Source organism: Neorhizobium sp. S3-V5DH, from assembly GCF_004343065.1.
Lineage (GTDB): Bacteria > Pseudomonadota > Alphaproteobacteria > Rhizobiales > Rhizobiaceae > Neorhizobium > Neorhizobium huautlense.
This window is the reverse complement of the sequence record NZ_SMCL01000005.1, coordinates 36,872-59,308: the sequence shown is the minus strand read 5'-3', so window position 1 is coordinate 59,308 and position 22,437 is coordinate 36,872. Positions and strand designations below refer to the sequence as shown.

The 22,437-nt window shown below is 60.9% G+C and carries 20 protein-coding genes; 7 read left to right on the top strand and 13 right to left on the bottom strand.

Annotated features, from left to right (window positions below; all coding sequences use genetic code 11):
• Window position 1: 1 nt before the first annotated feature.
• The 3 genes from EDE09_RS10175 to EDE09_RS10165 are packed head-to-tail and all read right to left on the bottom strand — an operon-like array spanning window position 2 to window position 4,262.
• Window positions 2-1,120, bottom strand: coding sequence for a glycosyltransferase family 4 protein (locus EDE09_RS10175; protein WP_245505110.1), 1,119 nt, complete (start codon window positions 1,118-1,120; stop codon window positions 2-4).
• Window positions 1,117-3,159: an NAD-dependent epimerase/dehydratase family protein gene (locus EDE09_RS10170; protein WP_132410176.1), complete on the bottom strand. Its 2,043-nt coding sequence runs from the start codon at window positions 3,157-3,159 to the stop codon at window positions 1,117-1,119. The genes EDE09_RS10175 and EDE09_RS10170 overlap by 4 nt, the downstream gene beginning before the upstream one ends.
• Window positions 3,156-4,262 carry an NAD-dependent epimerase/dehydratase family protein gene (locus tag EDE09_RS10165; protein WP_132410174.1) on the bottom strand — a complete coding sequence of 369 codons (1,107 nt, stop codon included), beginning with the start codon at window positions 4,260-4,262 and terminating at the stop codon, window positions 3,156-3,158. Before EDE09_RS10165 ends, EDE09_RS10170 begins: the two co-directional genes overlap by 4 nt.
• Window positions 4,263-4,497: 235 nt before the next feature.
• On the opposite strand from EDE09_RS10165, the gene EDE09_RS10160 reads away from it, so the two are divergent.
• The 3 genes from EDE09_RS10160 to EDE09_RS10150 all read left to right on the top strand — a co-directional run bounded on the left by EDE09_RS10160 (window position 4,498) and on the right by EDE09_RS10150 (window position 7,174).
• Complete coding sequence (locus EDE09_RS10160; RefSeq protein ID WP_132410423.1) at window positions 4,498-5,007, top strand: DUF1003 domain-containing protein; 510 nt, start codon at window positions 4,498-4,500, stop codon at window positions 5,005-5,007.
• Between the two features lie 117 nt (window positions 5,008-5,124).
• Window positions 5,125-6,117, top strand: a complete 993-nt coding sequence (locus tag EDE09_RS10155) for a zinc-binding dehydrogenase (RefSeq protein WP_207914829.1) — start codon at window positions 5,125-5,127, stop codon at window positions 6,115-6,117.
• Window positions 6,110-7,174: a Gfo/Idh/MocA family oxidoreductase gene (locus EDE09_RS10150; protein ID WP_132410172.1), complete on the top strand. Its 1,065-nt coding sequence runs from the start codon at window positions 6,110-6,112 to the stop codon at window positions 7,172-7,174. The genes EDE09_RS10155 and EDE09_RS10150 overlap by 8 nt, the downstream gene beginning before the upstream one ends.
• A gap of 86 nt (window positions 7,175-7,260) precedes the next feature.
• Here EDE09_RS10150 and ugpC read toward each other — a convergent pair whose 3' ends face one another.
• The 6 genes from ugpC to EDE09_RS10120 all read right to left on the bottom strand — a co-directional run bounded on the left by ugpC (window position 7,261) and on the right by EDE09_RS10120 (window position 13,468).
• Window positions 7,261-8,319 carry a sn-glycerol-3-phosphate ABC transporter ATP-binding protein UgpC gene (gene ugpC / locus EDE09_RS10145; protein WP_132410170.1) on the bottom strand — a complete coding sequence of 353 codons (1,059 nt, stop codon included), beginning with the start codon at window positions 8,317-8,319 and terminating at the stop codon, window positions 7,261-7,263.
• 4 nt (window positions 8,320-8,323) lie between these two features.
• Complete coding sequence (locus EDE09_RS10140; protein WP_132410168.1) at window positions 8,324-9,154, bottom strand: carbohydrate ABC transporter permease; 831 nt, start codon at window positions 9,152-9,154, stop codon at window positions 8,324-8,326.
• 4 nt (window positions 9,155-9,158) lie between these two features.
• Window positions 9,159-10,094 carry a sugar ABC transporter permease gene (locus EDE09_RS10135; RefSeq protein ID WP_132410166.1) on the bottom strand — a complete coding sequence of 312 codons (936 nt, stop codon included), beginning with the start codon at window positions 10,092-10,094 and terminating at the stop codon, window positions 9,159-9,161.
• A gap of 196 nt (window positions 10,095-10,290) precedes the next feature.
• Window positions 10,291-11,550: a sugar ABC transporter substrate-binding protein gene (locus tag EDE09_RS10130; protein WP_105371265.1), complete on the bottom strand. Its 1,260-nt coding sequence runs from the start codon at window positions 11,548-11,550 to the stop codon at window positions 10,291-10,293.
• 32 nt (window positions 11,551-11,582) lie between these two features.
• The gene (locus EDE09_RS10125) at window positions 11,583-12,749 is read right to left on the bottom strand and encodes a PLP-dependent transferase (protein ID WP_132410164.1); all 1,167 of its coding nucleotides are present in this window, start codon (window positions 12,747-12,749) and stop codon (window positions 11,583-11,585) included.
• Window positions 12,746-13,468, bottom strand: a complete 723-nt coding sequence (locus EDE09_RS10120) for a FadR/GntR family transcriptional regulator (protein WP_132410162.1) — start codon at window positions 13,466-13,468, stop codon at window positions 12,746-12,748. Before EDE09_RS10120 ends, EDE09_RS10125 begins: the two co-directional genes overlap by 4 nt.
• A 164-nt stretch (window positions 13,469-13,632) precedes the next feature.
• Here EDE09_RS10120 and EDE09_RS10115 point away from each other — a divergent pair, with 164 nt between their 5' ends.
• Entirely contained in the window at window positions 13,633-14,352 is a 720-nt protein-coding gene (locus tag EDE09_RS10115) for a FadR/GntR family transcriptional regulator (protein ID WP_132410160.1), read from the top strand.
• A gap of 53 nt (window positions 14,353-14,405) precedes the next feature.
• Here the strand turns inward: EDE09_RS10115 and EDE09_RS10110 are convergent, their stop codons facing one another.
• Window positions 14,406-15,815, bottom strand: a complete 1,410-nt coding sequence (locus EDE09_RS10110) for an aspartate ammonia-lyase (protein ID WP_132410419.1) — start codon at window positions 15,813-15,815, stop codon at window positions 14,406-14,408.
• Window positions 15,816-16,026: 211 nt separating this feature from the next.
• Between EDE09_RS10110 and EDE09_RS10105 the strand changes: the two genes are divergently transcribed.
• The 3 genes from EDE09_RS10105 (at window position 16,027) to EDE09_RS10095 (ending at window position 19,163) form a co-directional block, all read left to right on the top strand.
• Window positions 16,027-17,496: an amino acid permease gene (locus EDE09_RS10105; RefSeq protein ID WP_132410158.1), complete on the top strand. Its 1,470-nt coding sequence runs from the start codon at window positions 16,027-16,029 to the stop codon at window positions 17,494-17,496.
• A gap of 34 nt (window positions 17,497-17,530) precedes the next feature.
• A complete protein-coding gene (locus EDE09_RS10100; RefSeq protein ID WP_245505109.1) occupies window positions 17,531-18,466 on the top strand; it encodes an asparaginase in 936 nt (311 codons plus the stop codon).
• Window positions 18,467-18,608: 142 nt separating this feature from the next.
• Window positions 18,609-19,163 (top strand): DUF3299 domain-containing protein, encoded by a 555-nt coding sequence (locus EDE09_RS10095; protein WP_132410154.1) that lies wholly within the window; start codon window positions 18,609-18,611, stop codon window positions 19,161-19,163.
• Between the two features lie 86 nt (window positions 19,164-19,249).
• Here EDE09_RS10095 and EDE09_RS10090 read toward each other — a convergent pair whose 3' ends face one another.
• Genes EDE09_RS10090 through EDE09_RS10080 form a run of 3 tightly spaced genes read right to left on the bottom strand, consistent with a single transcriptional unit; the run spans window position 19,250 to window position 22,430 of the window.
• Window positions 19,250-20,674, bottom strand: a complete 1,425-nt coding sequence (locus tag EDE09_RS10090; protein ID WP_132410152.1) for an ATP-binding cassette domain-containing protein — start codon at window positions 20,672-20,674, stop codon at window positions 19,250-19,252.
• Entirely contained in the window at window positions 20,671-21,495 is an 825-nt protein-coding gene (locus EDE09_RS10085) for an ABC transporter permease (protein WP_132410150.1), read from the bottom strand. The genes EDE09_RS10090 and EDE09_RS10085 overlap by 4 nt, the downstream gene beginning before the upstream one ends.
• Complete coding sequence (locus tag EDE09_RS10080) at window positions 21,492-22,430, bottom strand: ABC transporter permease (RefSeq protein WP_132410148.1); 939 nt, start codon at window positions 22,428-22,430, stop codon at window positions 21,492-21,494. The genes EDE09_RS10085 and EDE09_RS10080 overlap by 4 nt, the downstream gene beginning before the upstream one ends.
• Between the last annotated feature and the right edge of the window lie 7 nt (window positions 22,431-22,437).

Genomic DNA, 22,437 nt, shown 5'->3' with positions numbered 1-22,437 from the left:
ATCACTCCGCTGCGGTAAGAGCTGGGCGGTTCGCCGAAAGGAGGCGTAAGTAAAGCGCCATCACCGCATCGGCCTGCGCCTCCAGACTGTACTTTTCCGATCGGACAAGCGCCTCTTCGGCAAGTGTTGTTCGCAGGGAAACGTCGCGCGAAAGCCGATTGATGGCGTCGACAAATGCCCGCGGTTCACGGGGTTCGGCAAACAAGGCAGCTCCGTCCCAGAGTTCCCCGTAGGTGGGTATATCCGCCAGCACCAAAGCGCTTCCGCTTCTGGCCGCCTCCAGCGCAACAAGGCCGAAGGGCTCGTAAACGGATGGAGATGCGACGATTGCCGCCCGAGCCATCATCGCCATAGCATCCGTGTGGGCAAGCTCGCCGCGGTGAACAGCGTTGCGAATGGGGAGATACTGGCCATTAGGTCCATGGCACGCACCCGCCATTACCAGCGGCCATTTTATCTGACCTGCTGCAGCGTCCAGGATGACGCCGTTCTTTCCATCATCCCACCAGCGGGCTGCGGCGAAGACAAAATCCTCCTTGTCCCGTGAGCGCGCTTCGACCCGGCTCGCATTGTAGACAACCTGCAATCCGTCGATCGGGCCATATGCCCGACGCAGCATCGCCGCATGGCTATGGCTCGGTGAAAGCACGGCGTCCGCGCGATCGAAGCCTTTATAATTCAGTCGAAACTGCCATTGCCACTCGTTAGGCACCGTCTGGCCGCGCACTGCGCCAAACCACGTGACGACACAGGAATGCGACACCACCACCACCGGCACCGATGTTTCCAGCCCCACGGCCTGGGAGGGCAGATTGAGATGGACGAGGTCGATATTTTCTCGTTCTATAAGATCGTTGAGGAGGCGAGGAACCTGTTTCAACGCCTCTTCATCTTCGACCAGCCAGTCGAGCGGGGCGTCCAGCCAGACGAAGCTGCCGATAGACTCCGCCTCCCGCACCTGTTCGGATGATGGTCGTGGCCCGAAAGCGGCAAACACCGTCTCGACGCCTTTCGACCGCAATCCCAACGCCAGATCGAGCCCGTAGCGCCAGACCCCGCCAACCGCATCGACGGTCATCAATACTCGGCCGAGTTCCGGCCGTCCGTCTTGTGCCGTCATGCCCGCACCTTCCGCTTTTCCGGGAGGCGCGGCCGGCCCCCGAAGCGATTGTCAGCCAACCATTCCGCTAGATGTCGCAAACCGCTCTGCCAGCGTATCCGAGCCTGCCAACCGAGTTCCTGTTCCAGCTTGCGGGTATCCGCGACGAAGTAATACTGGTCCCCAGCACGCCAATCACCGAAGCCGGTTTCCAGGGAATGGCCAGTCAGTATCTCGATCTCGCTGAGAACAGCGACGATGCTGACCGCGTTGAGGGGGCCGCCGCCGAGGTTGAACACCCCGCCCTTGACCCTCTCGATGTTGGAAAGGACCGCGCGATAGGCTGCCACCGCGTCGTCTACATGCAGGATATCGCGAACCTGCTTGCCGTTGCCATAGATGGAGATCGGCTCACCAGACAGGGCGCGGATCAGGAAATGCGCCACCCAGCCCTGGTCCTCGGTTCCGAACTGGCGCGGCCCATAGATGCAGCTCATGCGCAAGACGGCGGTGGGGATCGAATAGGACTTGGCATAGTCGAGGACATATTGGTCCGCGACACCTTTCGAGCAGCCATAGGGTGTGCAGAAATCGAGAGGTCTGTCCTCGCCGATGCCATGTGACCGCACATCCTCATGGATGGGAATATAGCGATCTTCCACTTCCACCATTTTCAGATCTTCCAGCGCACCATAGACCTTGTTGGTACTCGCGAAGATTACCGGGGCATTCCTGCCTGCCTTGCGTACGGCCTCAAGCACATTGATCGTGCCACGCGCATTCGCCTCGAAATCGTCGATCGGATGAGCAAGACTCGTGGTGACTGCGGTCTGAGCGGCCAAATGAAAGACCGCCTTGGCATCGCTGAAGGCGGCCTCGATTCCGCGCAGGTCGCGCACGTCCGCGAGCACCGGATGGACGCGCTTGCCATGACGATCCATAAGCCAGGCAAGATTCTGGTCGACGCCGGGTCGGCCCAGATTGTCGAGGATCACCACATCCTCGCCCTCCTGCAGGAAGCTATCGGCAATGTTGGAACCAATAAAACCACTGCCGCCAGTAATGACCAAAGGCGCCGCACCAGCGGTCAGATTCGGAGTCGCAAGCTGCGTCACCTCCTCGATACGCGACACGCCGCCTTCCATGAGCAGCCGGGCAAGCAGTTTCGGCTGATAGTCGTGGGTGACCGCGCCGAGGTGATAATGCCGGGGGTCGAACCACAACCCCTCCTGCACGGGTACGTTGGGGGGCACGTCACACCAGGAATACCAGTACATGCGATCGGCCGGGACGTGGAGCGCTTTCGTGAAACGCCGGGCCTGCTCCATCTCGTCGCTGCGCCAAGTCGAATATCCTGTCTCGGTAACCCAGACCTCCGCATCCCGATTGTAGCGATCGAGGATCTTGCGCATCTCGCCGAGATGCATGTCCCAGCCGCCCCAAGTGCCGTTTTCGCTGTCCCAGGTACCTGGGAAGCCATGGAAACCAACGGCGTCAACGACACCCAATACACCGCGCTCGCCCATCAGGTTCAGCCAATAGGGATCGAATGGGCAAGGTCCTCCGAGGACGGGCTTCCAGCCCCGATGTTTGGCCCAATAGGCTGCACCTCCGACCATTTCGCAAAACAGCAGAAAGTCGCTGTCCTCGCGCCAATCCCAGTCGAGCAGATTGTTTGGCTCGTTCCAAAGTTCGATATGACTGAAATGCTTTCCGTATCGAGTCAGCACATGATCGACGAAATCCGCATAGGATTTAAGATCGGACGGAGCTCCGGAAGAGCGGCCTGTCCGCGAGAGGGAAGGCGGCGTATAATGAATACAAGGCAGAAGATCGATCTCCTTGCCAAGCTTGGGGAGTAGCCAGTCAAACCATTCCTCCCCACCCGATGCGAGATACTCCGCCCAGGACAGATGGGTGCGCAGATAGCTTGCTCCGCTTGCGAGGATCCCGGGAAGGATCTGCTCCGTCCGCTCGAATTCACCCGGGCGAAACCATTCAACGAAACCATAGGACCGATGGTTGCCCGCGCGGGGTGACGAAGAACCTGCGGCGCTCATGATACCAGCCCCCGCTCTTCGAGCTGCCGCTTCATCTCGGCGCCGCGATCGATCGCGCCCGCATTTCGGACCCAGTCGGCAAAAGGCCTCAGCGAATTTTCCAAACGATGCGCCGGCTCAAAACCAAGAAGCTCACGCGCCTTGGAAATATCGGCGAAGCAGTTGCGGATGTCGCCGGAGCGGGCCTTGTTCATGATGTCCGGCCGGATGTGGGGTACATCCATGGCATCGGCCAGCAACGTTGCGACCTCGGCGATGGTATAGGCCTGGCCGCTGCCGACATTGATGACATGCCCCGCGGCATTCGGCTTTTGGAGAGCCAGCCGGAACGCACGCGCGACGTCACGGACATGAACGAAATCGCGCCGCTGCTCGCCGTCTTCGAAAATCATCGGCGGCTGGCCGTTGGCGAGCCGTGAAGCGAAATTGGCAAGCACCCCGGTATAGGGATTGGATAAAGCCTGCCCTGCACCGAAGACGTTGAACAAACGAAGCGCTACCGCCTCGACGCCATAAGCTTCGCCGAAGATCAACACTTGCTTTTCCTGCGCGTATTTTGTCAGCGCATAGATCGATGCGAGATCGACGGGCTTTTCCTCATCGGTCGCGACTGGTATCAGGGCTTCGCCAATGGGGCTGCGCGGATTCCATTGCCCTGCCTTGATGCTCTCGCTCCTGCGGCGAACGAGATCCAGCTGATGTCCATCTTCGGTGCGATATCGCCCTTCGCCATATACGCTCATCGATGAGGCGACGACGATGCGCTTGATCGGACGGCCGATCATAGCTTCCAGAAGAACCGCGGTCCCGAGGTCGTTGCCGCCAACATAACGGGCGATCTCGTACATGGATTGGCCTACACCAACTTCCGCCGCGAGATGAATGACGCCTTCCACGCCCTCAAGGGCCTTCTCCACCACCGGCTTGTCCCGAACGTCGCCGCGAAAGACTTCCGCCGCATCAGGCACCGACGCTTCCCCATCACCGTGAACTTGGTCGATGAACGCGTCGAGGATACGCACCTCATATCCGTTATCGAGAAGTTCCTCGGCCACATGACGGCCGATAAAGCCGCAGCCACCAGTTACAAGAATTGCCGCCATTGTACTTCCTAGATGTATGGAAAAAAGCTTCTGATGCTGGCCGAACAGCGGTCAGGAACAAAAGTTCCTTCATCAATGACATCTTTGTGTTCTATGACTTCATCAATGACATCTTCCGATGCGGCAGGAACCGTAAGCAGAGTCTCCGGTTAGGGCAGAAATTCACACGCCATGACGGGATAGAGATGTGACCGCTCAAAAAAAGGAACAGGCGCCCGCCTCCGATGGCCCTCGGATGGCGCAACCGATCTCCGCCGTTCTGGACCGCAATATCAATGCACTCATTCAGCGGCGCGCCGCCGAGCAGGGGACAATGTCGCTGCAGGAGCGGATCGCTGAGGCAATGACAAATTTTGCCGGCAGCATGCTCTTTGTGTACCTCCACGCGATCGTCTTCAGCCTCTGGATCCTTGTGAATGTGGGATGGCTGCCGGTCCTGCCTGCTTTCGACCCGTCACTTGTCATCCTGGCGATGGTGGCTTCGGTCGAGGCGATCTTCATTTCTACGTTCGTGCTGATCAGCCAGAACCGCATGGCCGCCGTAGACGACAGACGCGCCGACCTCAGCCTGCAGATCTCGCTTCTCAACGAGCACGAGACGACAAAATTGATCGCGATGGTATCCGCTATCACCGACAAGCTCGGCATCGAAACGGAAGTCGACCAACAGGAAATCGACGAGATGAAGCAGAACGTACCGCCCGAGGTGGTCATGGAAGAGATCGAGCGGCAGAGAGATCATTAAGCAAGCATCATCTTCTATGACTTCATCTTCTTCAACTTCTTCCGGAACTCTGTCTCGCATCTTTTAGTTCTGATGGATGGAGAGGTGATCGGGCGGTGGGAAAAGGATAAGATCTGCATGGATAGCACGGCGATGCGGCGCCCGCAGGAGATGAAGGCCGCACTTTTAACTGGACCCGGCAGGATCGCTGTGGAAGCCCGATCACTCCCTGAACCGGGGCCTCATGAGGTCAGAATCAGGCTGGAGGGCTGCGGGGTCTGCGCTTCCAATCTCGGCCCTTGGGCAGGGCCTGACTGGATGACCTTTCCAACAGAACCCGGCGGTCTCGGTCACGAGGGCTGGGGTTATATCGATGCGGTCGGATCAGATGTTCACAGTGTCGGGGTGGGCGACCGGGTCGCGGCACTATCCTACCATGCCTACGCCACGTATGACATCGCTGACGAGACGATGGTCGTGCCTCTGCCGCCGGCGCTGAACGGCAAACCGTTTCCCGGGGAACCGCTCGGTTGCGCAATGAACATCTTCCGCCGCAGCGGAATAACGGCCGGCCAAACCATCGCGATCATCGGTATCGGTTTTTTGGGCGCGCTCCTGACCCAGATCGCGTCGAAGGCCGGCGCCCGGGTGATCGCTATCTCGCGACGACCGTTCTCGCTCGAAATAGCCGAACGAATGGGAGCGGCCGAGACGATCGCCATGGACGACCACTGGCGCATCATCGAGGACGTGCGGAAACTCACCGACGGGCGCTTCTGCGATCGCGTTATCGAGGCCGTCGGCAAGCAATGGCCGCTCGATCTTGCCGCCGAATTGGCGATGGAGCGTGGCCGGCTGATCATAGCCGGGTACCACCAGGACGGGCCCCGGCAAGTCAACATGCAGCTCTGGAACTGGCGCGGGCTGGATGTCGTCAACGCGCATGAGCGTGATCCGGCCACTTATGTTCAGGGTATTCGCGAAGCGGTCGACGCCGTCGCGACCGGCCAGCTCGACCCCTCGTCCCTCTATACACATACCTACCGTCTGGACCAACTCGACCAGGCGCTGAACGATACCCGCGATCGTCCGCAAAATTTCCTCAAGGCACTGGTGATGTACGATGAATGAAATGCTTGCTGAGAGAACACTCTCGGTCTCTCCGAAACCGGTTCGGCTCGGCTTTCTCGGCGTCGGTTGGATCGGCCGACATCGCATGCAGGCAATCCTCGATACCGGCGTCGCTGAAGCGGTCGCGATCGCCGATCCGTCGCCCGAGATGACCGCAGAAGCAAAAAAGCTCGCACCCGACGCCATCCTGGCCGAGAGCCTGGATGAATTATTGACCTGCGATATCGACGGGATCGTCATCGCCACCCCAAGCGCACAACATGCGGCACAGTCGATCAAGGCGCTGGAGGCCTGCGTCGCCGTCTTCTGCCAAAAGCCGCTGGGACGCACAGCTAGGGAGGCCGCAGCCGTCGTGCATAGAGCAAGAGAGGCCAACCGCTTGCTCGGGGTCGACCTCTCCTATCGTCATACCGCGAGCATGAACCGGATCCGGGAAGTCATACGGACAGAAGAACTGGGCAAGATATTCGCAGCCGATCTCGTGTTCCATAACGCCTACGGGCCTGACAAGCCTTGGTTCTACGATAAGAACCTATCGGGTGGTGGCTGCTTGATGGATCTTGGCGTCCACCTGGCCGACATGGCTCTCTGGTCGCTGGACTTCCCGACTATTGTATCAGTCTCCGGTCACTTGATGGCCGGCGGTCGGCCGATCGCCGTAGACGATCATCAGGTCGAGGATTACGGCGTCGCGAGCCTGACGCTCGACAATGGAACGGTTATCCGCCTCGCCTGCTCATGGCGTTTGCAGGCCGGCTGCGAGGCGATTATCGAAGCCAGCTTCTACGGCACCGGCGGCGGGATATCGATGCACAACGTCGAAGGGTCGTTTTACGATTTCATGGTCCAACGCTTCCACGGGACGTCGCGCGAAGTCCTCATCCGGCCTCCCGACGATTGGGGCGGACGAGCGGCAGCGGACTGGGTCCGAAAGCTGGCAGCTGGAGAAGGGTATGATCCCGGCTGCGAAAGGCTTGTTAACGTAGCCGAGGTGATCGACCGCATCTACGCGGTGTCAGCTCGTCCCCGAACGGGCTCGGATCATACGGCGGCCTGACCCTTTCGTTGGGCGAACGAACCCACTGGGTCCGCCTCCCGTCCGCGACAAATGTCGCAAGCGCTCGTCGACTGAATGCCGCTACGCTAACCTATCCGCCTCCCCTCATCATCGAACAGGTGAATGTGCTCAGCCGGGAACGCCACCATGATCGAACCTGTGACAGCCAGTGCCTGCCGATCCAGCGTGAAGACCTTGAAGGCTATGCCATGCAGCGAAAGATGCAGGATAATGCCGAATCCGGTCGGCTCAATGAGCTCGACAAGGGCGCGCCTGCCGCTTCCATCGTTGGTGATCACCACATGCTCCGGCCGGATGCCCAGTGTGAGACTGCTTCCTTCCGGGGTGGATCCGGGGACGCTGGCCTCGATCTGGCTTCCATCCTTCAATCGCAACGCCCCACCTGAATAGGTCACGTCGAGGAAATTCATCCCGGGCGAGCCGATGAAGCCCGCAACGAACAGATTGGCTGGCCGGTCGTAGAGATCGAGAGGGCTTCCAACCTGCTGCACCACGCCGGCATGCATTGCGACAATGCGGTCCGCTAGCGTCATCGCCTCGATCTGGTCGTGCGTCACGTAGATTGATGTCGCCTTCAGGTCGGCATGCATCTTCTTGATCTCGGCCCGCATCTGCTCGCGCAGCCGGGCGTCGAGGTTGGACAGCGGTTCGTCGAACAGGAAAGCCTTCGGCTGGCGCACGATGGCGCGGCCCATTGCGACACGCTGGCGCTGGCCGCCGGAAAGCGCCTTCGGGCGGCGTTCCAGAAGCGATTCGAGCCCGAGCTTGGCCGCCGCGCCGGCAACGGCCGCGCCGATCTTTTCCTTTGCCATTTTCCGGAGCCGCAGGCTGTAGCTCATGTTGCCGGCAACGTTCATATGTGGATAAAGCGCATAGGACTGGAACACCATGGCGAGGTCGCGGTCCTTCGGATGCAGGTCGTTAACCCGGTTTCCGGCGATGCGGATCTCACCCTTGCTGACGCCTTCCAGTCCGGCAATCATCCTGAGCAAGGTGGACTTGCCGCAGCCCGAGGGGCCGACCAGGACGATGAATTCCCCGTCGCGAATGTCGAGGTCGATGCCATGCAGCACGGAGACATGGCCGTAGGATTTTTCGAGTTTTTCGATCTCAATCGATGCCATTTGACTAACCCTTGACCGCGCCGGCCGTCAGACCCTGGACGAGGTAACGCTGGATGAGGAGGAAAAAGAGCCCGGCCGGGATGAGGGCGAGGACGCCGGCTGCCATCATCTGGCCGAAGTCGACCGAGAATTTCGAAACGAAGGTCAGGAGACCCACCGGGAAGGTGGCCGCAGCGTTGCCGTTGATCAACATCAACGCGAAGAGAAGCTCGCTCCAGGCGGCGGTGAAGACGAAACCAAGCGTCGCGGCGATGCCTGGCAGCGTCAGCGGCAGGATGATCTGCCGGAAGGCCGTGAACTTGGTTGCGCCGTCGATCATCGCCGCCTCTTCCAGGTCCTTCGGAATGCCGTCGAAGAAGGACTGCATCAGAAACGTGGCGAAGGGCACGTTGAACGCCGAATAAACGAATACCAGCCCCGTCAGGCTGTTGGTGAGGCCCAGCGGCGAGAGGATTTTGAAGATCGGCGCGACCAGCATGACCAGCGGAAACATCTGGGTCAGCAGCATCAGCGCGACGATCCAGTATTTCGCGCGGAAGCTGAAGCGGGAGAGAGCATACCCGGAAAGCGATGCGCAGACGGTGACGACCACGGCCGTCGATCCCGAGACGATCAGGCTGTTCTTGAAGAAGGTCGGAAAGGAGCTGTGCCGGAGCACGAAGCCATAATGATCGAACGTCGTGCGCGAGGGCCACATCCGCACGCCTTCCGAATAAAGAAGATCGTTTGGCGTCACCGACACTTTCAGCAGCCAGAACAGCGGGAAGAGCGCAAAGGCGATGTAGCAGAGGATCGCAATGCGATGCGCGACAGTCGGCAGAAGGGACTGTTTCATGGGTTCAATCCTTGTTCAGCAAGGTCTGCCGCAGCAGGATGATCAGCATCGAATAGGCGAGCAGCAGCACGAGCAGAACCAGCGCGATCGCCGACGCGTAGCCGAAATCAAGTGCCTTGAAGGCCTGGGTGAAGATGTAGCTGGCGACGATCTGGGTGCGGTCGGCGGGACCGCCGCCGGTCATGACGACGATGAGGTCGGCGAAATTTGAGATCCAGACGGTTCGCAAGAGCACGGTAATGGCAATCGTCGGCGCGAGAAACGGCAGGGTGATCGAAAAGAACCGCTGAAACCAGTTGGCCCCGTCGATCGACGCCGCCTCGTAGAGATCGCGCGGGATCGCCTGCAGCGCGGCGAGCAGGGTGATGGCGAAGAACGGGATGCCCCACCAGACATTCGCAACGATCGGTCCCCACATCGCATACTGCGGGTCGGAGAGGATGTTGCCCGGTTGCGACATCAGGCCGAGCCCGAACAGCCAATGCGGCAACGGTCCGATCACCGGGTTGAAAAGCCACGCCCAATTCAGGCCGGCGAGGAATGAGGGCACAGCCCAAGGAATGAATACGAGCGCTTGGACAAGGCCTCTCCCCCAAAAAGGCTTATCGAGCAGCAGGGCAAGGATAAGCCCGAAGACAAACTGCAAGAAGACGGAAGCGCCTGTCCACCACACGGTGTTTCTCAAGGCGCCATAGAAGGCGGCGTCCCTGGAAAGTTCTCGAAAATGCTCAAGGCCGATAAACCCTCCAGAAAACGGATTGAGCAGTTGGATATCCCGAAACGCATAGGAAATGCCGATGACCAGCGGCACCAGCATGACCACAACGATCAGGATCAGCGACGGGGCGCTATAGAGATAGGGCTCGCAAGCATGCGCGAGCCGCGTCAGCCACGGCCTGCGGTCGTGGTCCCTGCCAAGCGTATCGGCGGTGATGGTCATCGATGGTCGGCTTTCCGTGTGTTCTTCAATTGGTGGCACAACCTGCGGCCCCCTCACCCGGCCTCCGCTAACGCTCGGCCACCCCCTCCCCTAGAGGAGAGGAGAACCGGAGGCATTACAGCAACTTCCCTTCTCCCCATCGGGGAAAAGGTGCCGGCAGGCGGATGAGGGGGCTTCGGGTTCGGAGCCCGATCGCTTACTTCTTCGCCAGATGCTTCTGCTGCGCCTTGGTGAGATATTCAGCCCACTGGTCGGCAAGCTGCTTCGGGGTGATGTCGCCGAGAAGCGCCTGCTGTGAGGTCTTGATTGCCAAGGAATCCTTGAAGAAGGCAAACTCTTCCAGATAGGTCGGCATCACCGTCGGCACCGTGTTCGGATCGGCAAGTTCCTCAAACCAGCCCTTGAACTGGTCGCCCGCGTAGAACGGGTCCTGTTCGGCGGACGTATAGGCCGGCAGGGCGCCGATCTTCTTGTTCCACTCGAGATTACCTTCCTTACCTTCCAGCGTCGCGATCAGCTTCCACGACAGATCCTTGTCTTTCGTCGTGGAGAACATCGACCAGCCGGCATAACCGATGGTCGGGAAGGACTTGCCGTCAGGTCCTTTCGGCAGCGGGATGACCCCAAAATCCTCCTTCTTCATGCGCTCGGCGATCGCGATCAGCGCGTCCGGATCCTGATCGAGGAAGGCGCAGGTGCCGGAATAGAAGCCGGCGACGACTTCGTTGAAGCCCCAGTTGACGCTGTCCTTCGGTGCGTACCCCTTTTTGTAGAGATCGACCATCCACTCGATGCCCTTGGCCCAGCCTTCGCTGTTCATGGTCGAGGTACCGTCTTCCTTGAAATATTTGTTGTCGCCGGCCATCGAGGCGGCGAAGATCATCCAGCCGTTCAGGCCGCCGGGGCCACCGCGCATGCAGTAGCCATATTTGCCAGGCAGTTTGGAGACGGCTTCGGAGGCCTTGGTGAACTCGTCCATGGTCTTCGGCGGTTCCTTGACGCCTGCCTGCTCGAGCAGCTTCTTGTTGTAGAACATGGCACGTAGATAGAAGCCGTAAGGCAGCATATAGGCGGTCTTCTTGACGTCGCGGCCGAGTTCGAGCGCCCGGGGCGTCAGTTCCTTGGTCTGCTCCCACTTCGCAAGATAGGGCTCGAGGCTCTCCAGCATTCCGTTGTTGGCGTAGAGCGACAGCCAGGTATCGGGCATTTCCATCACGTCCGGCGTGTCGCCGGCGGAAACCATGGTCGCGAATTTCTGAAAGGCCTCGTTCCACGGCAGCGAGATGATCTCGACCTTGGTGCCGGGATTGGCGGCTTCAAACTTCCCGACAATCGACTTCAGCGTTTCGGTGCGCTCCGGGCTGGTGATGACTTCGACCAGCTTGAGTGTGGTATCGGCCAGCGCGCTGCCGGCCATCAGCGTGGCAAAAAGTACGGTTGTTATTAGCGTCTTCATTGTCGTTCTCCCAGTTGTTATCGGTTGATGCTTTAAGAGGCGACGGCGATCGCCTCCTGAAGATCGCTCCACAGCGCCTCGGTTCCCTCGAGGCCGACATGGAGACGGACGGACCGCGCATGAATGCCGAAGGCATGCGCGGAATTCGGCTGGGCCTTCTGTTGCAGGACCACTTCGCCTGGCACGATCAGGCTTTCGTGGCCGCCCCAGCTGACGCCGAGCTTGAAGAATTTGAGGTGGTCGGCAAAAGCGCGGATATCGACGCCGTCGCGGAAGATGAACGAGAAGAGGCCCGACGTGCCGTTGAGCCCCGCCGGAAGCCGGTTCGCCAAGCCCGGATGGCAGACCTTTTCCACCACGTCGAGTTCCTGCAGGCGGCGGGCGATAGTGAGGGCTGCAGCCTCATGTGCCTTCATGCGGATCGGCAGCGTCCTGAGCCCGCGGATCAGGAGCCACGCGTCGAAGGGCGAAAGTTTGCCGCCGAGATAGGGATAGGCCTCGGCCTTCAGCCGGGCGATCATCTCCTTGGACCCCGCAACGACGCCTGCGACGACATCGCTGTGGCCGCCGAGATATTTCGAGGCCGAATGGATGACGAGATCTACCCCTAGAGTTATCGGCCGCTGGAAGAAGGGGCTCGCCCAACTGTTGTCGATCATCGACACTGCGCCATGTTTCCTGGCGAGCGCCGCCAGCGAACCGACGTCATGGGCTTCCATCACCCAGCTCGTCGGGCTTTCCATGTAGAAGACCTTGGCGCCCGGTAGCGCTTTGGCGACAGCCTCCTCGTCGCGACCGTCGACATAGGTGACTTCGATCCTCATCCGCTTAAGGATGGTGCCGAACAGCCGGAATGCGTCGGGATAAACGTGCTTCACCGCCACGATCCGGTCACCCGGTTCGACAAAGCTCAGCACAGCAGACGAGATCGCCGACATGCCGCTCGCAAAACCGAGCGCGTCTTCCGCCCCTTCGAGCTTCGCCAGCATTTCCTCGAAGGCGCGAACGGTTGGGTTGAGGCCGCGCGTGTAGATCGGCCGCACCTTCTCACCGCGATAGGCGGAGATCATGTCGTCGTAGTCGGAGAAGGTGAAGAGCGAGGTCTGGAAGATCGGCGGAACCACCGCCTCTGCGAAATTGCCGTCGTCATGGGCGGTGATCAGCGAAGCGAGTTCGAATGGGTCGAGGCCCTCACTCATTTGGACATTTCCTTGATATCTTCCTCGACGATCTGGAGGATCTTCAGTGTCTCGCCGCGCGCGGCTTCGGCATCCTGCGCGACGATCGCGTTGAACAGCGTCCGATGAAAGGGGAAGGACCGGCGCGCGAAATCGAAACGTTCGAACGGGTGGCTCCAGAACCGCTCGAACGTTTCGCGCATCTGTTCAAGCAGCTGACGGAAGAGCGGATTGTGGGTAGCGTCGTAGATGGCGAGATGGAACGCCAAATCTTCCGGCCCCGACGCGCCCTTGGCGTGGTGGACCCGTTCCATCTCCTCCAGCCGCGCCTCGATGATCTTCAGGTCTTCTTCCGTCCGCATTCGCGCAGCAACCATGCCCGCTTCGCATTCCAGCCCCCTGCGTACCTGCAGCGTCTGCAAAAGCGCGTCGCGCAGGTTGGCGGTATCGAGCGACAGGGGCATATGGATCGTGCGCCGCGAAATGGGCTTTAGGAGGTAGTTCCCACTTCCCTTTCGGGACTCGACGACGCCAAGCGCCTGAAACCAACGGATCGCCTCACGGATCGTCGAGCGACCGACGCCGAGGGCTGCCATCAGCTCCCGCTCGGCCGGCAACCGGTCGCCTGCCTTCAGATCGGCGTTCTCCACGTAATCGGCCAGCGCCTCCCCGACTTGGCGAGCCCTGTCAATCGGGGGAAGCAGAGGGATTAGCCCACGACGTTCAAATTGGTCTGACATCTGAGCAATAAAGATCCCTATCGGCTTTTTGTCAATGCGCTGGGGACGGAAAGTGGGGGACCATTCCGCCGACCCGGCTTCGGGTCGGCCTCCCGGTAGTATGAAAGCTGTGCTAAGCTGCCGAGCAGTTTGACAAATTGGCGCATCGATGGAAGCTTTGGGCAATGAGTGGTTTGACTGATTGGCTATCTGATACAAGTCCGATCAGTCGGAAGAACGCGGCGGAAGCCATCTTCGAAGACCTCCGCTCAGCCATTACGTCAGGGCGGCTTGCCGTCGGCACCCGATTGCCCTCGGAAGCCCAGATGGCCGGCAGATATGGGGTAAGCCGACCCATTATCCGAGAGGCGCTGCGCTCGCTCCAGACACTTGGCCTCACCCAGACGCGCACTGGCAGCGGCACCTATGTCCTGACCGCCTCACCCAACCCCGATCTCAACTACGGCGGCTATTCTTCTCGCGATCTTATAGAGGCTCGCCCGTTTATCGAAGGCCCGGCCGCTGGATGGGCTGCCTTGCGACGCAGCGAGCAACAGCTGGCGGCTCTGCTCGCCATCTGTGACGAGATGGATAGGCAGACGGACCCACATCAATGGGTACTTCTGGATTCCGGGTTCCATAGTGCGATCGCCGAAGCTTCGGGAAATGCCGTTTTCGCGAAGATTGTCGCCGATGCCCGGGACGCGCTGATGCAGCAGTCCGAGCTGGTCAACCTCATGGCCGGGCGTCGCGTAGCGTCGAACATCGAGCATCGCCAGATCGTCGACGCGATCCGGGAGGGCTCGGAGGAGCGGGCGCGCGAAGCCATGGAAGCGCATCTCGGCGAGGTCAAGCAGGTCGTCACCACGATCATCGGAAACGATCCGGCACAACCACTGCAATAGAGCGCCCCCCCGTAACAGGCCGCTCTATCTCCTATCTTTTAAAAGTGCTCACGCTATGCTTCGGCAGCAAGGCTTGCAGGCGACAGGTTTGCCAGATGCTCGGGCTTCAGCGCCTCCTCAAGTTGCGCCGCCGTCAGGTGGCCCTGTTCGAGCACCACCTGCGGGACGGTTCGCCCGGTTGCGAGTGCTTCCTGCGCGACTTTGGTGGCCGCATAATATCCGATAATCGGATTGAGCGCCGTAGCCAGGCCGATCGATTGTTCCACGCGGCGCGCCATGATCTGCGGGTTTGCGCTGATGCCGTCGACGCAGCGCTCGGCCAGGATACGGCAGGCGGCGCTCAGATGGCTGATGCTCTCCGAAAGCGAACGGACAATGATCGGCTCGAAGGCATTCAGTTGCAACTGGCCCGCCTCGGCCGCCATGGTGATGGTGATGTCGTTGCCGATCACGGCGAAGGCAACTTGGTTGACCATTTCCGGTATAACCGGATTGACCTTGCCGGGCATGATGCTCGAGCCCGCCTGTACGGGAGGCAGATTGATCTCTCCGATCCCCGCCCTTGGACCGGATGAAAGCAGACGCAGGTCGTTGCACGTCTTCGACAGCTTGACCGCGACGCGCTTCAGCACGCCGGAGAGGTGAACGAAGGCGCCGGGGTCCTGGGTCGCCTCGATCAGATCGCTTGCCGTCACCAGTGGCCGCCCCGTCAAACGCGAGAGATGGGCGCAGGCGCAGGCGGCGTATCCGGCGGGCGCGTTCAGGCCCGTGCCGATGGCGGTCGCGCCGAGATTGATCTCGTGGAGCAGCTTGGCGGACTCCAGAAGACGTGCCCTGTCCTCACCGAGCATAACGGCGAAGGTGCGGAATTCCTGGCCGAGCGTCATCGGGACAGCGTCCTGAAGCTGCGTGCGCCCCATCTTGAGCATGCCGTCAAACTCGCACGCCTTCCGCTCGAACGAGGCCTGCAAGATCTCCATCGATGCCGAAAGGCCGTCGATTGCCTCGATCAGCGCGACATTGACCGCCGTCGGATAGGCGTCGTTGGTCGACTGGCTCAGATTGACATGATCGTTGGGATGCAGGTGAGAGTAGTCGCCCTTGCGATGGCCGAGTAGTTCCAGCGCACGATTGGCGATCACCTCGTTCACGTTCATGTTGGTCGAAGTGCCTGCCCCGCCCTGAATGACATCAACCACGAACTGGTCGTGCAGCGCACCATTGCGAATTTCGCGGCATGCAAGGGCAATGGCCTCGAGCCGCCTGTGATCCAGAAGACCAAGCTCATGATTGGCAAGCGCCGCGGCCTCCTTCACAAAAGCCAGGCCGCGGACGAGGTGCGAAAAACGCCCGATCGGCATGCCGGTAACCTGAAAATTCTCCACCGCCCGCGCGGTGTGAACGCCCCAATATACCTCGGCCGGTACTTCCTTCGCTCCCAGCAGATCATATTCGATACGCATCTCGGCCACATTTTCCTCCTGGACTGATTGCGGGTAAATCTGTAAAGCTGTTTGACAGATTTCCGCAAATGTCGCAAGAAGGGCTACAGATCGCCGAGCAACGTCTGCACAAGACGCAGAGATTGAAATCGAGGATCTGTAAAACAGCTTAGAGAGGCGATCCCTTTACTGCTGCGGGGATCGTGGGAAAGCACGCTCATAGGGAGGAGCCATGTCAACGGAAGCCATCAAAGCCGCCGCTGTCGACCGCGAAGTGTTCATCGAAGAGGATAGCGGGTATCATAAGGCGCTGAAGCCGCGCCAGATCCAGATGATCGCAATCGGAGGCGCGATCGGAACCGGTCTTTTTCTCGGGGCAGGCGGACGCCTTGCCCAAGCCGGACCCGCGCTCATCCTGGTCTATGCCCTTTGCGGCTTCTTTGCGTTCCTGGTCCTGCGTGCGCTCGGCGAGCTGATCATGCATCGTCCGAGCTCGGGTTCCTTCGTCTCCTATGCCCGCGAGTTCTACGGGGAAAAGACGGCCTTCGTCACCGGCTGGATGTACTGGCTGAACTGGGCGATGACCTCGGTGGCGGACGTAACCGCCGTCGCGCTCTACATGAATTTCTTCAAGCACTATGTGCCGTGGCTCGGCGGCATCGACCAATGGGTGTTCGCCCTCGTTGCGCTGGTGATCGTGCTGGCGATGAACCTCCTGTCGGTCAAGGTCTTCGGTGAACTTGAATTCTGGTTCAGCTTGATCAAGGTCCTGGCTCTTGCGACTTTCCTGGTCGTGGGCATCTATTTCGTCGTCTCCGGCACGCCGATTGACGGTCATCCTGCCGGCTTCAGCATCATCAGCGACAACGGAGGCCTTTTCCCCAACGGCATATTGCCGGCCTTCGTCATCATTCAGGGTGTCGTTTTCGCCTATGCCTCGATCGAGCTGATTGGCACCACCGCCGGTGAAACGGAGGACCCTCGCAAGGTCATGCCGGGCGCGATCCGCACGGTCGTTTTCCGCTTGATCGTCTTCTATGTCGGCTCGGTCCTGCTGCTCTCCCTGCTCCTGCCCTATACGGCATACAAAGCCGGCGAGAGCCCCTTCGTCACCTTCTTCGGGACGATCGGCGTCGAAGGTGCAGACATCATCATGAACCTGGTTGTGCTGACCGCCGTGCTTTCCTCGCTCAATGCCGGTCTCTACTCCACCGGTCGCATCCTGCACTCGATGGCCGTTTCCGGGTCGGCGCCGGCTGCTCTTGCGAAGATGAACAAGGCGGGCGTACCTTATGGCGGCATCGCAGTGACCGCCGTCGTCACGGTGATCGGCGTGGCACTGAACGCGATTATCCCGGCCGCCGCCTTCGAGATCGCCCTCAACCTCTCGGCGCTCGGCATCATCTGCGCTTGGGGTGTCATCGTGCTTTGCCAGCTGAAGCTCTGGCACCTCTCCCGCCGGGGCGAGCTTGTCCGTCTGGATTTCCGCATGTTCGGTGCGCCCTATACCGGTATCCTGACGCTTCTTTTCCTCTTCGGCGTGCTGGTGCTCATGGCTTTCGACTATCCCGTCGGGACCTGGACCATCGCGTCGCTGGCGCTCATCGCACCGGCACTTGCCATCGGTTGGTATCTCTTGCGTGATCGCATCAACCGCCTTGCAGCAGAACGCACTCTTGCACCCAGCATCGCCGGTGAGTGAACGAGCGTTGAAAAAGAGCGCGACGAAGCCGTTGGTGGCGGTTATCGCCACCGGCGGCACCATTGCAAGCAAGCGCGGCACGAACGGCGCAAGCACCCCGACGCTTTCCGGCGAGGATCTCCTGGCGCTCCTCCCGCAGGCCGATGCGCATCTGCGTCCGGTGGACCTGATGTCGAAGGATTCCGCCAGCCTGACCTTGTCCGACATGCAGCGCATCAGCGATGCCGTAAAGGCGGAACTCGACGATGCCGATGTGGGAGGCATTGTCGTGCTGCACGGCACGGACGCGATGGAAGAAACCGCCCTCCTCGTCCATCTGCAGCTGACGACGCAGAAACCGGTAATTTTCACCGGTGCGCAATTCACGGCGGATCATCCCGACGCGGACGGCCCGGCAAATCTCTTAGCCGCCATCCGGCTCGCCGCGGATCCCGCGAATGCGGAACGAGGTGTGCTCATAGCCTTCGGCGGCCGGGTCCTGTCCGCCTGGGGGCTCTTCAAGCATAGCAGCGACGAGGCAGATGCTTTCCGCTCCGCCCGCTCGTTTCCCTGCACCGAAGGCCCGCACCTGCCGGCGCCGGTCGACAGCATCCGCGTCGATGTCGTCGCAATCTATCCCGGCTGCGATGCCGCCCATATCCGGGCAAGCGTCGAAGCGGGCGCCCATGGCATCGTGCTCGCGGCGCTTGGCTCCGGCAACGCCAATCCCGGCATAGTCGACGCTGTCAGGCACTGCACCGAGCTTGGCGTTTCCATCGTCATCTCGAGCCGTGTTCCTGTGGGGCTTCTGACCGCTGGTTATGGCGGGGGTGGCGGTGGACACGACCTGGCCAAGGCCGGCGCGGTTCATTCCCAGACGCTGCGCCCCGCCCAGGCGCGCATTCTATTGTCCAGCCTGATCGCAAGCCAAAGCTCGGCCGAAAACATGGTGCGCGCGTTCAGCGACCAAAACCCCGCCGATGCGGAGTGATGTGCGCCGCATGGCTTATTGAGACCTGCTTGCCTTGCTGGAGCTGTTCGCCACCTTTTTGCTTTGACGACTGAGCGGTGTTGCAAATACCATCGCCATGCCCCGTGGCCATGATATGACCCTGAGGCATGGAGACACAAAGATGAGGCTTCCTCTTTCCATCCTGAAACCTGTGGCGCTTGCCGCCGCCCTCGCCTGCCAGACATCCAGTGTTCTTGCTGATGCGCAGCCCATTCAGTGGAATGCCCTGCGACCTTCCGACCAGTCGACTGCGACAATGCCGTTGCCCGGCATGGCAATCAGCCGGTCGCAAGGCGAAACGCTCGCGTGGCATGACGAGGGCCGAATGGTCGAGCTGACGGGCTTCATCCTGCCGATTGATCAGGACGGCGATCTCGTCTACGAGTTCATGCTGGTGCCGTGGGCTGGCGCATGCAGCCACAGCGCGCCGCCGCCGCCCAATCAACTGGTCCACGTGGTTTCGGACGAGCCTTTCCGTATGTCGCGCGTATATGAGGTCATCACTGTGACCGGCTCTTTGAGGCCTGGCCTCGACAAGGCGCAACTCTTCATCATGGATGGTGTGCGTGTCCTTGATTACGGTTACAGCATGAGCAGTGCCAAGGTGACAAGAGTCACAGGCCTGCCGGATCCCGATCTGCGCTCGATATCGCCATTGGGGGTTGTCGCAAGGTGACGGAATGCCGGATGCTCTCATAGATATGAGAGCTTTTCCCGCAAAGCGGCAAGCCACGTCAAGGCAGCGGGCAAAGAGCCGTCGCCTCATGTATCACAGAGCCCGCTGCCCCCAAGGTCGATCATCCGCGTCGAGATCTTCTCTGCAACATCCCTATCGTGGGTCACCAGCAGGACGGCAAGTCCGGTTTCCTCCACGATCTCCCGCAGGAATGTGATCACATCCTTCTGGCTGACGGGATCGAGACGGGATGTCGCTTCGTCCGCGAACAGGAAAACGGGGTTGAGGATCAACGCCCGCAGCAGCGCAAAGCGCTGTAACTCACCCCCGGAAATCTGTCCCGGCAGACGGTCGAGCAAGATATCGGGCAAACGCAGGCGACCTGCCAACGCCTCGACATCGGCCCAGCCCTTGCCGTGCAGCCGGACAAGATCCTTCAGTCCCTTGCGGATGGTTTGATGGGGTGCGAATGCCGCCGGCGGGTCCTGGTAGAGTTTCTGGAAGCGTAATGGCGAAAGGCCAGGCCCGCGTTGAACCTTTCCCCCGTCTGATTTGGTGAGGCCCAGCAAGATGTTGCCGAAGGTCGTCTTGCCGCAGCCGCTCGGGCCGAAGATGGAGACGATCTCGCCGGCCGCGACTTCGATATCGAGGCCGGAAAACAAGGTCTTGTCGCCGTAACGCTTTTCCAGTCCCCGCCCGGCAACGACCATCTCGCCCGCGTTCTTCTGTTTCCGCGGCTCCCATCGCGCCGGTTCAGCAGCCAGCAGCGCTTTTGTGTAGGAATGCTCGGGTGCCTCCAGCAACTTCCGGGCCTCGCCGTACTCCACGAGGCGTCCGTCCAGCATGACGCCTATAGTTCCGCCGAGGGCACGAGCGACGGCAACGTCGTGGGTGATCGTCAGCAGCAGACGTCCTGCCTCTACCTCCGACAGCAGACGGGCCGTTACCGAACGCCTGAGCGCCGCATCAAGACCCTTGGTCGGCTCGTCGGCGATCAGAAGCTCGGCATCCGCAGCATGCGCGATGGCAATCGCCGCCCGCTGGCCCATGCCGCCGGACATCTGGAACGGGTAGAGCTCGGCTGCCTGCTGGAGGGAAACATCGGAAAGATTGCTCCTGGCTGCTATTGCGCTGTCTTCAACCGACTTTGCCTTCACATAGCGATGGACCTCGGCCACCTGCGGCGCCACGCGCATGGTCGGATCGAGCGCCAACCACGGCTCCTGCGGCAGGAGGCTGATGCTGCGGCCCCAGCGGCGACGTCGCTCCGACGGCGCCTCACGAAGAATTTCCGCGCCCTCGAAGAGGATATGGCCTGTAGCGCGCAACTCATTTGGCAGGGTGCCCATGATCGCCTGGGCAACGAGGGACTTTCCAGATCCGCTTTCTCCGAGCAGGGTCAAGGGCCGACCGCGACCCACGGCAAGCGATATACCGGAAACAATGGGACCCGACTGGGAATGCACGGATAGGTCGGAGACGGAAAGGTCGGTATTGATGGATATGTTCATGCCCGATCTCCTTGCGCGAGCAGTTGCAGGCCAAGTACGAGCAGGAAGATCAGGACGGCCGGAAGCAACACATGAACGGGCGCTTCAGCGAAATAGGGGAGAAGCTCGACGATCATGCTACCCAGTTCCGGCGTCGGGGGCTGCAACCCAACGCTGATCGCGCTTAGCGTTGAAACGGCAATAATGGCGGTCGCCATGGCGAAAGCAGACAGCGTGGCGATCATCGGCCCGATGACCGGCAGCACATAATGGACGAGGATATAGCGGGAGCCGAAACCAAGCATGCGCGCCGCTTCGATATGCGGCTGGGCAAGCACCGTCCGCGTCGTCGCCTTGGTTACGCGGTAGAACTCGACCCATAGGGTTAGCGACAGCCCGAGGAAGAGCGGCCCGTAATCGCCCGGGGAAAAGGCGAGCAGCAGCAGCACCAGCATGAGCCCCGGCAAGGCCAGCACCACGGTCGCCACAAACTCAAGCATGCGTTCCGTCCATCCGCCTTTCCACGCCGCGGCAAGGCCAAGCAGGATGCCGGGCACCGCCGCCGCCAGCATGGTGAGAAACGCCATGCCGAAGGAGAGGCGTGCCCCGTGGGCGAGACGCGCCAGGAGACTGCGCCCGTAGTGATCCGCACCCAGCTGGTAGTCGCCGCCTATTGGGGCCAGGCTTGCCCCGAGATCCTGCGTCGACGGATCGGATGATATGAACAGAGGGCCAAGAAGGGCGAAGCCGCCGAGCAGGATCAGCAGCCCGGCGCCGGCCAGTCGCGCCGTCCCGACACCCGTTCTGGCTCTCGTGGATGTCATGTTGCCGATGGTGCTCATACGGTTTTCCCTGTGCGCGGATCCAGCCAGAGGGTGAGAAGGTCCACAGCCGCTCCGATCGCGACGAACATCAGCCCCATCATCAGCGCCGTCCCCTGCACCATCGGGATATCGCGCTCGACGATCGCATGAACCAGCGCATGCCCGATGCCCGGATACGCAAAGAGCGACTCCACCACCACGACCCCTTCGATCAGATAGATGGCCTGCAGGCCGAGATACGAGACGACGGGAATGGCAGCGTTCCGAAGCCCATGACGGCGCACGACGACGCGTTCCGAAAGCCCTTTGTAGCGCGCGAAGGCGAAATAGGGTGCCCGGGCAACGGCCGCGACCGCGTTGCGGGTGACCCGGCTCGACATGGCCGCCAGCCCAAGCGCCAGGGTCAATGCCGGAAGCAGGATCTCGCGCGGCGAGCCGAAGCCGGCCGGCGGCAGCCAACCGAGCTGCCGGGAAAAGACCAGCATCAGGATCAGCCCCAGCACGAAAGGCGGAATGGCGCGAAAGATGACGGCGCTCATGAGACCGAGACGATCCGCGGCTCCCCCCGGCTTGAGGCCGCCGAAGAGCCCGACGATCGGACCGATCAACAGCGACAGCACGAGAGCCGCCGCCGCCAGCCAGACGGAAGCAACGAGCTGCACCTGCAGTTCGTGGGCTACGGCGCGGCCGGTTACCAGCGAATGGCCGAGGTCGAAACGCGCCAGGCTACCAAGCCATTCCAGGAACTGCATCGCGATCGGCCGGTCGAGACCAAGTTCGAGGCGCACCTTTTCCGCCGCATCGGCAATTCTTGCATCCGGCCCGTAGCGGCCCGCCGCAACGCGCATGGCCGCATCGCCCGGCAGGACGCGCATCAGGATAAAGCACAAGGCCCCGACCGCGACCGAGACGATGCCGGCCTGCAGCAAGCGCGCGACAAGGAAGTTCTTCATCGCGCTG

Excerpts from the sequence above, each read along its gene's own strand:
- EDE09_RS10130 (WP_105371265.1), bottom strand. The coding sequence starts at position 11,550 with ATGAAGACGCTAATAACAACCGTACTTTTTGCCACGCTGATGGCCGGC.
- EDE09_RS10165 (WP_132410174.1), bottom strand. The coding sequence starts at position 4,262 with ATGGCGGCAATTCTTGTAACTGGTGGCTGCGGCTTTATCGGCCGTCAT.
- EDE09_RS10095 (WP_132410154.1), top strand. The coding sequence starts at position 18,609 with ATGAGGCTTCCTCTTTCCATCCTGAAACCTGTGGCGCTTGCCGCCGCC.
- EDE09_RS10170 (WP_132410176.1), bottom strand. The coding sequence starts at position 3,159 with ATGAGCGCCGCAGGTTCTTCGTCACCCCGCGCGGGCAACCATCGGTCC.
- EDE09_RS10125 (WP_132410164.1), bottom strand. The coding sequence starts at position 12,749 with ATGAGTGAGGGCCTCGACCCATTCGAACTCGCTTCGCTGATCACCGCC.
- EDE09_RS10090 (WP_132410152.1), bottom strand. The coding sequence starts at position 20,674 with ATGAACATATCCATCAATACCGACCTTTCCGTCTCCGACCTATCCGTG.
- EDE09_RS10135 (WP_132410166.1), bottom strand. The coding sequence starts at position 10,094 with ATGACCATCACCGCCGATACGCTTGGCAGGGACCACGACCGCAGGCCG.
- EDE09_RS10110 (WP_132410419.1), bottom strand. The coding sequence starts at position 15,815 with ATGCGTATCGAATATGATCTGCTGGGAGCGAAGGAAGTACCGGCCGAG.
- EDE09_RS10085 (WP_132410150.1), bottom strand. The coding sequence starts at position 21,495 with ATGAGCACCATCGGCAACATGACATCCACGAGAGCCAGAACGGGTGTC.
- EDE09_RS10155 (WP_207914829.1), top strand. The coding sequence starts at position 5,125 with ATGGATAGCACGGCGATGCGGCGCCCGCAGGAGATGAAGGCCGCACTT.
- ugpC (WP_132410170.1), bottom strand. The coding sequence starts at position 8,319 with ATGGCATCGATTGAGATCGAAAAACTCGAAAAATCCTACGGCCATGTC.
- EDE09_RS10080 (WP_132410148.1), bottom strand. The coding sequence starts at position 22,430 with ATGAAGAACTTCCTTGTCGCGCGCTTGCTGCAGGCCGGCATCGTCTCG.
- EDE09_RS10160 (WP_132410423.1), top strand. The coding sequence starts at position 4,498 with ATGGCGCAACCGATCTCCGCCGTTCTGGACCGCAATATCAATGCACTC.
- EDE09_RS10120 (WP_132410162.1), bottom strand. The coding sequence starts at position 13,468 with ATGTCAGACCAATTTGAACGTCGTGGGCTAATCCCTCTGCTTCCCCCG.
- EDE09_RS10105 (WP_132410158.1), top strand. The coding sequence starts at position 16,027 with ATGTCAACGGAAGCCATCAAAGCCGCCGCTGTCGACCGCGAAGTGTTC.
- EDE09_RS10115 (WP_132410160.1), top strand. The coding sequence starts at position 13,633 with ATGAGTGGTTTGACTGATTGGCTATCTGATACAAGTCCGATCAGTCGG.
- EDE09_RS10140 (WP_132410168.1), bottom strand. The coding sequence starts at position 9,154 with ATGAAACAGTCCCTTCTGCCGACTGTCGCGCATCGCATTGCGATCCTC.
- EDE09_RS10175 (WP_245505110.1), bottom strand. The coding sequence starts at position 1,120 with ATGACGGCACAAGACGGACGGCCGGAACTCGGCCGAGTATTGATGACC.
- EDE09_RS10150 (WP_132410172.1), top strand. The coding sequence starts at position 6,110 with ATGAATGAAATGCTTGCTGAGAGAACACTCTCGGTCTCTCCGAAACCG.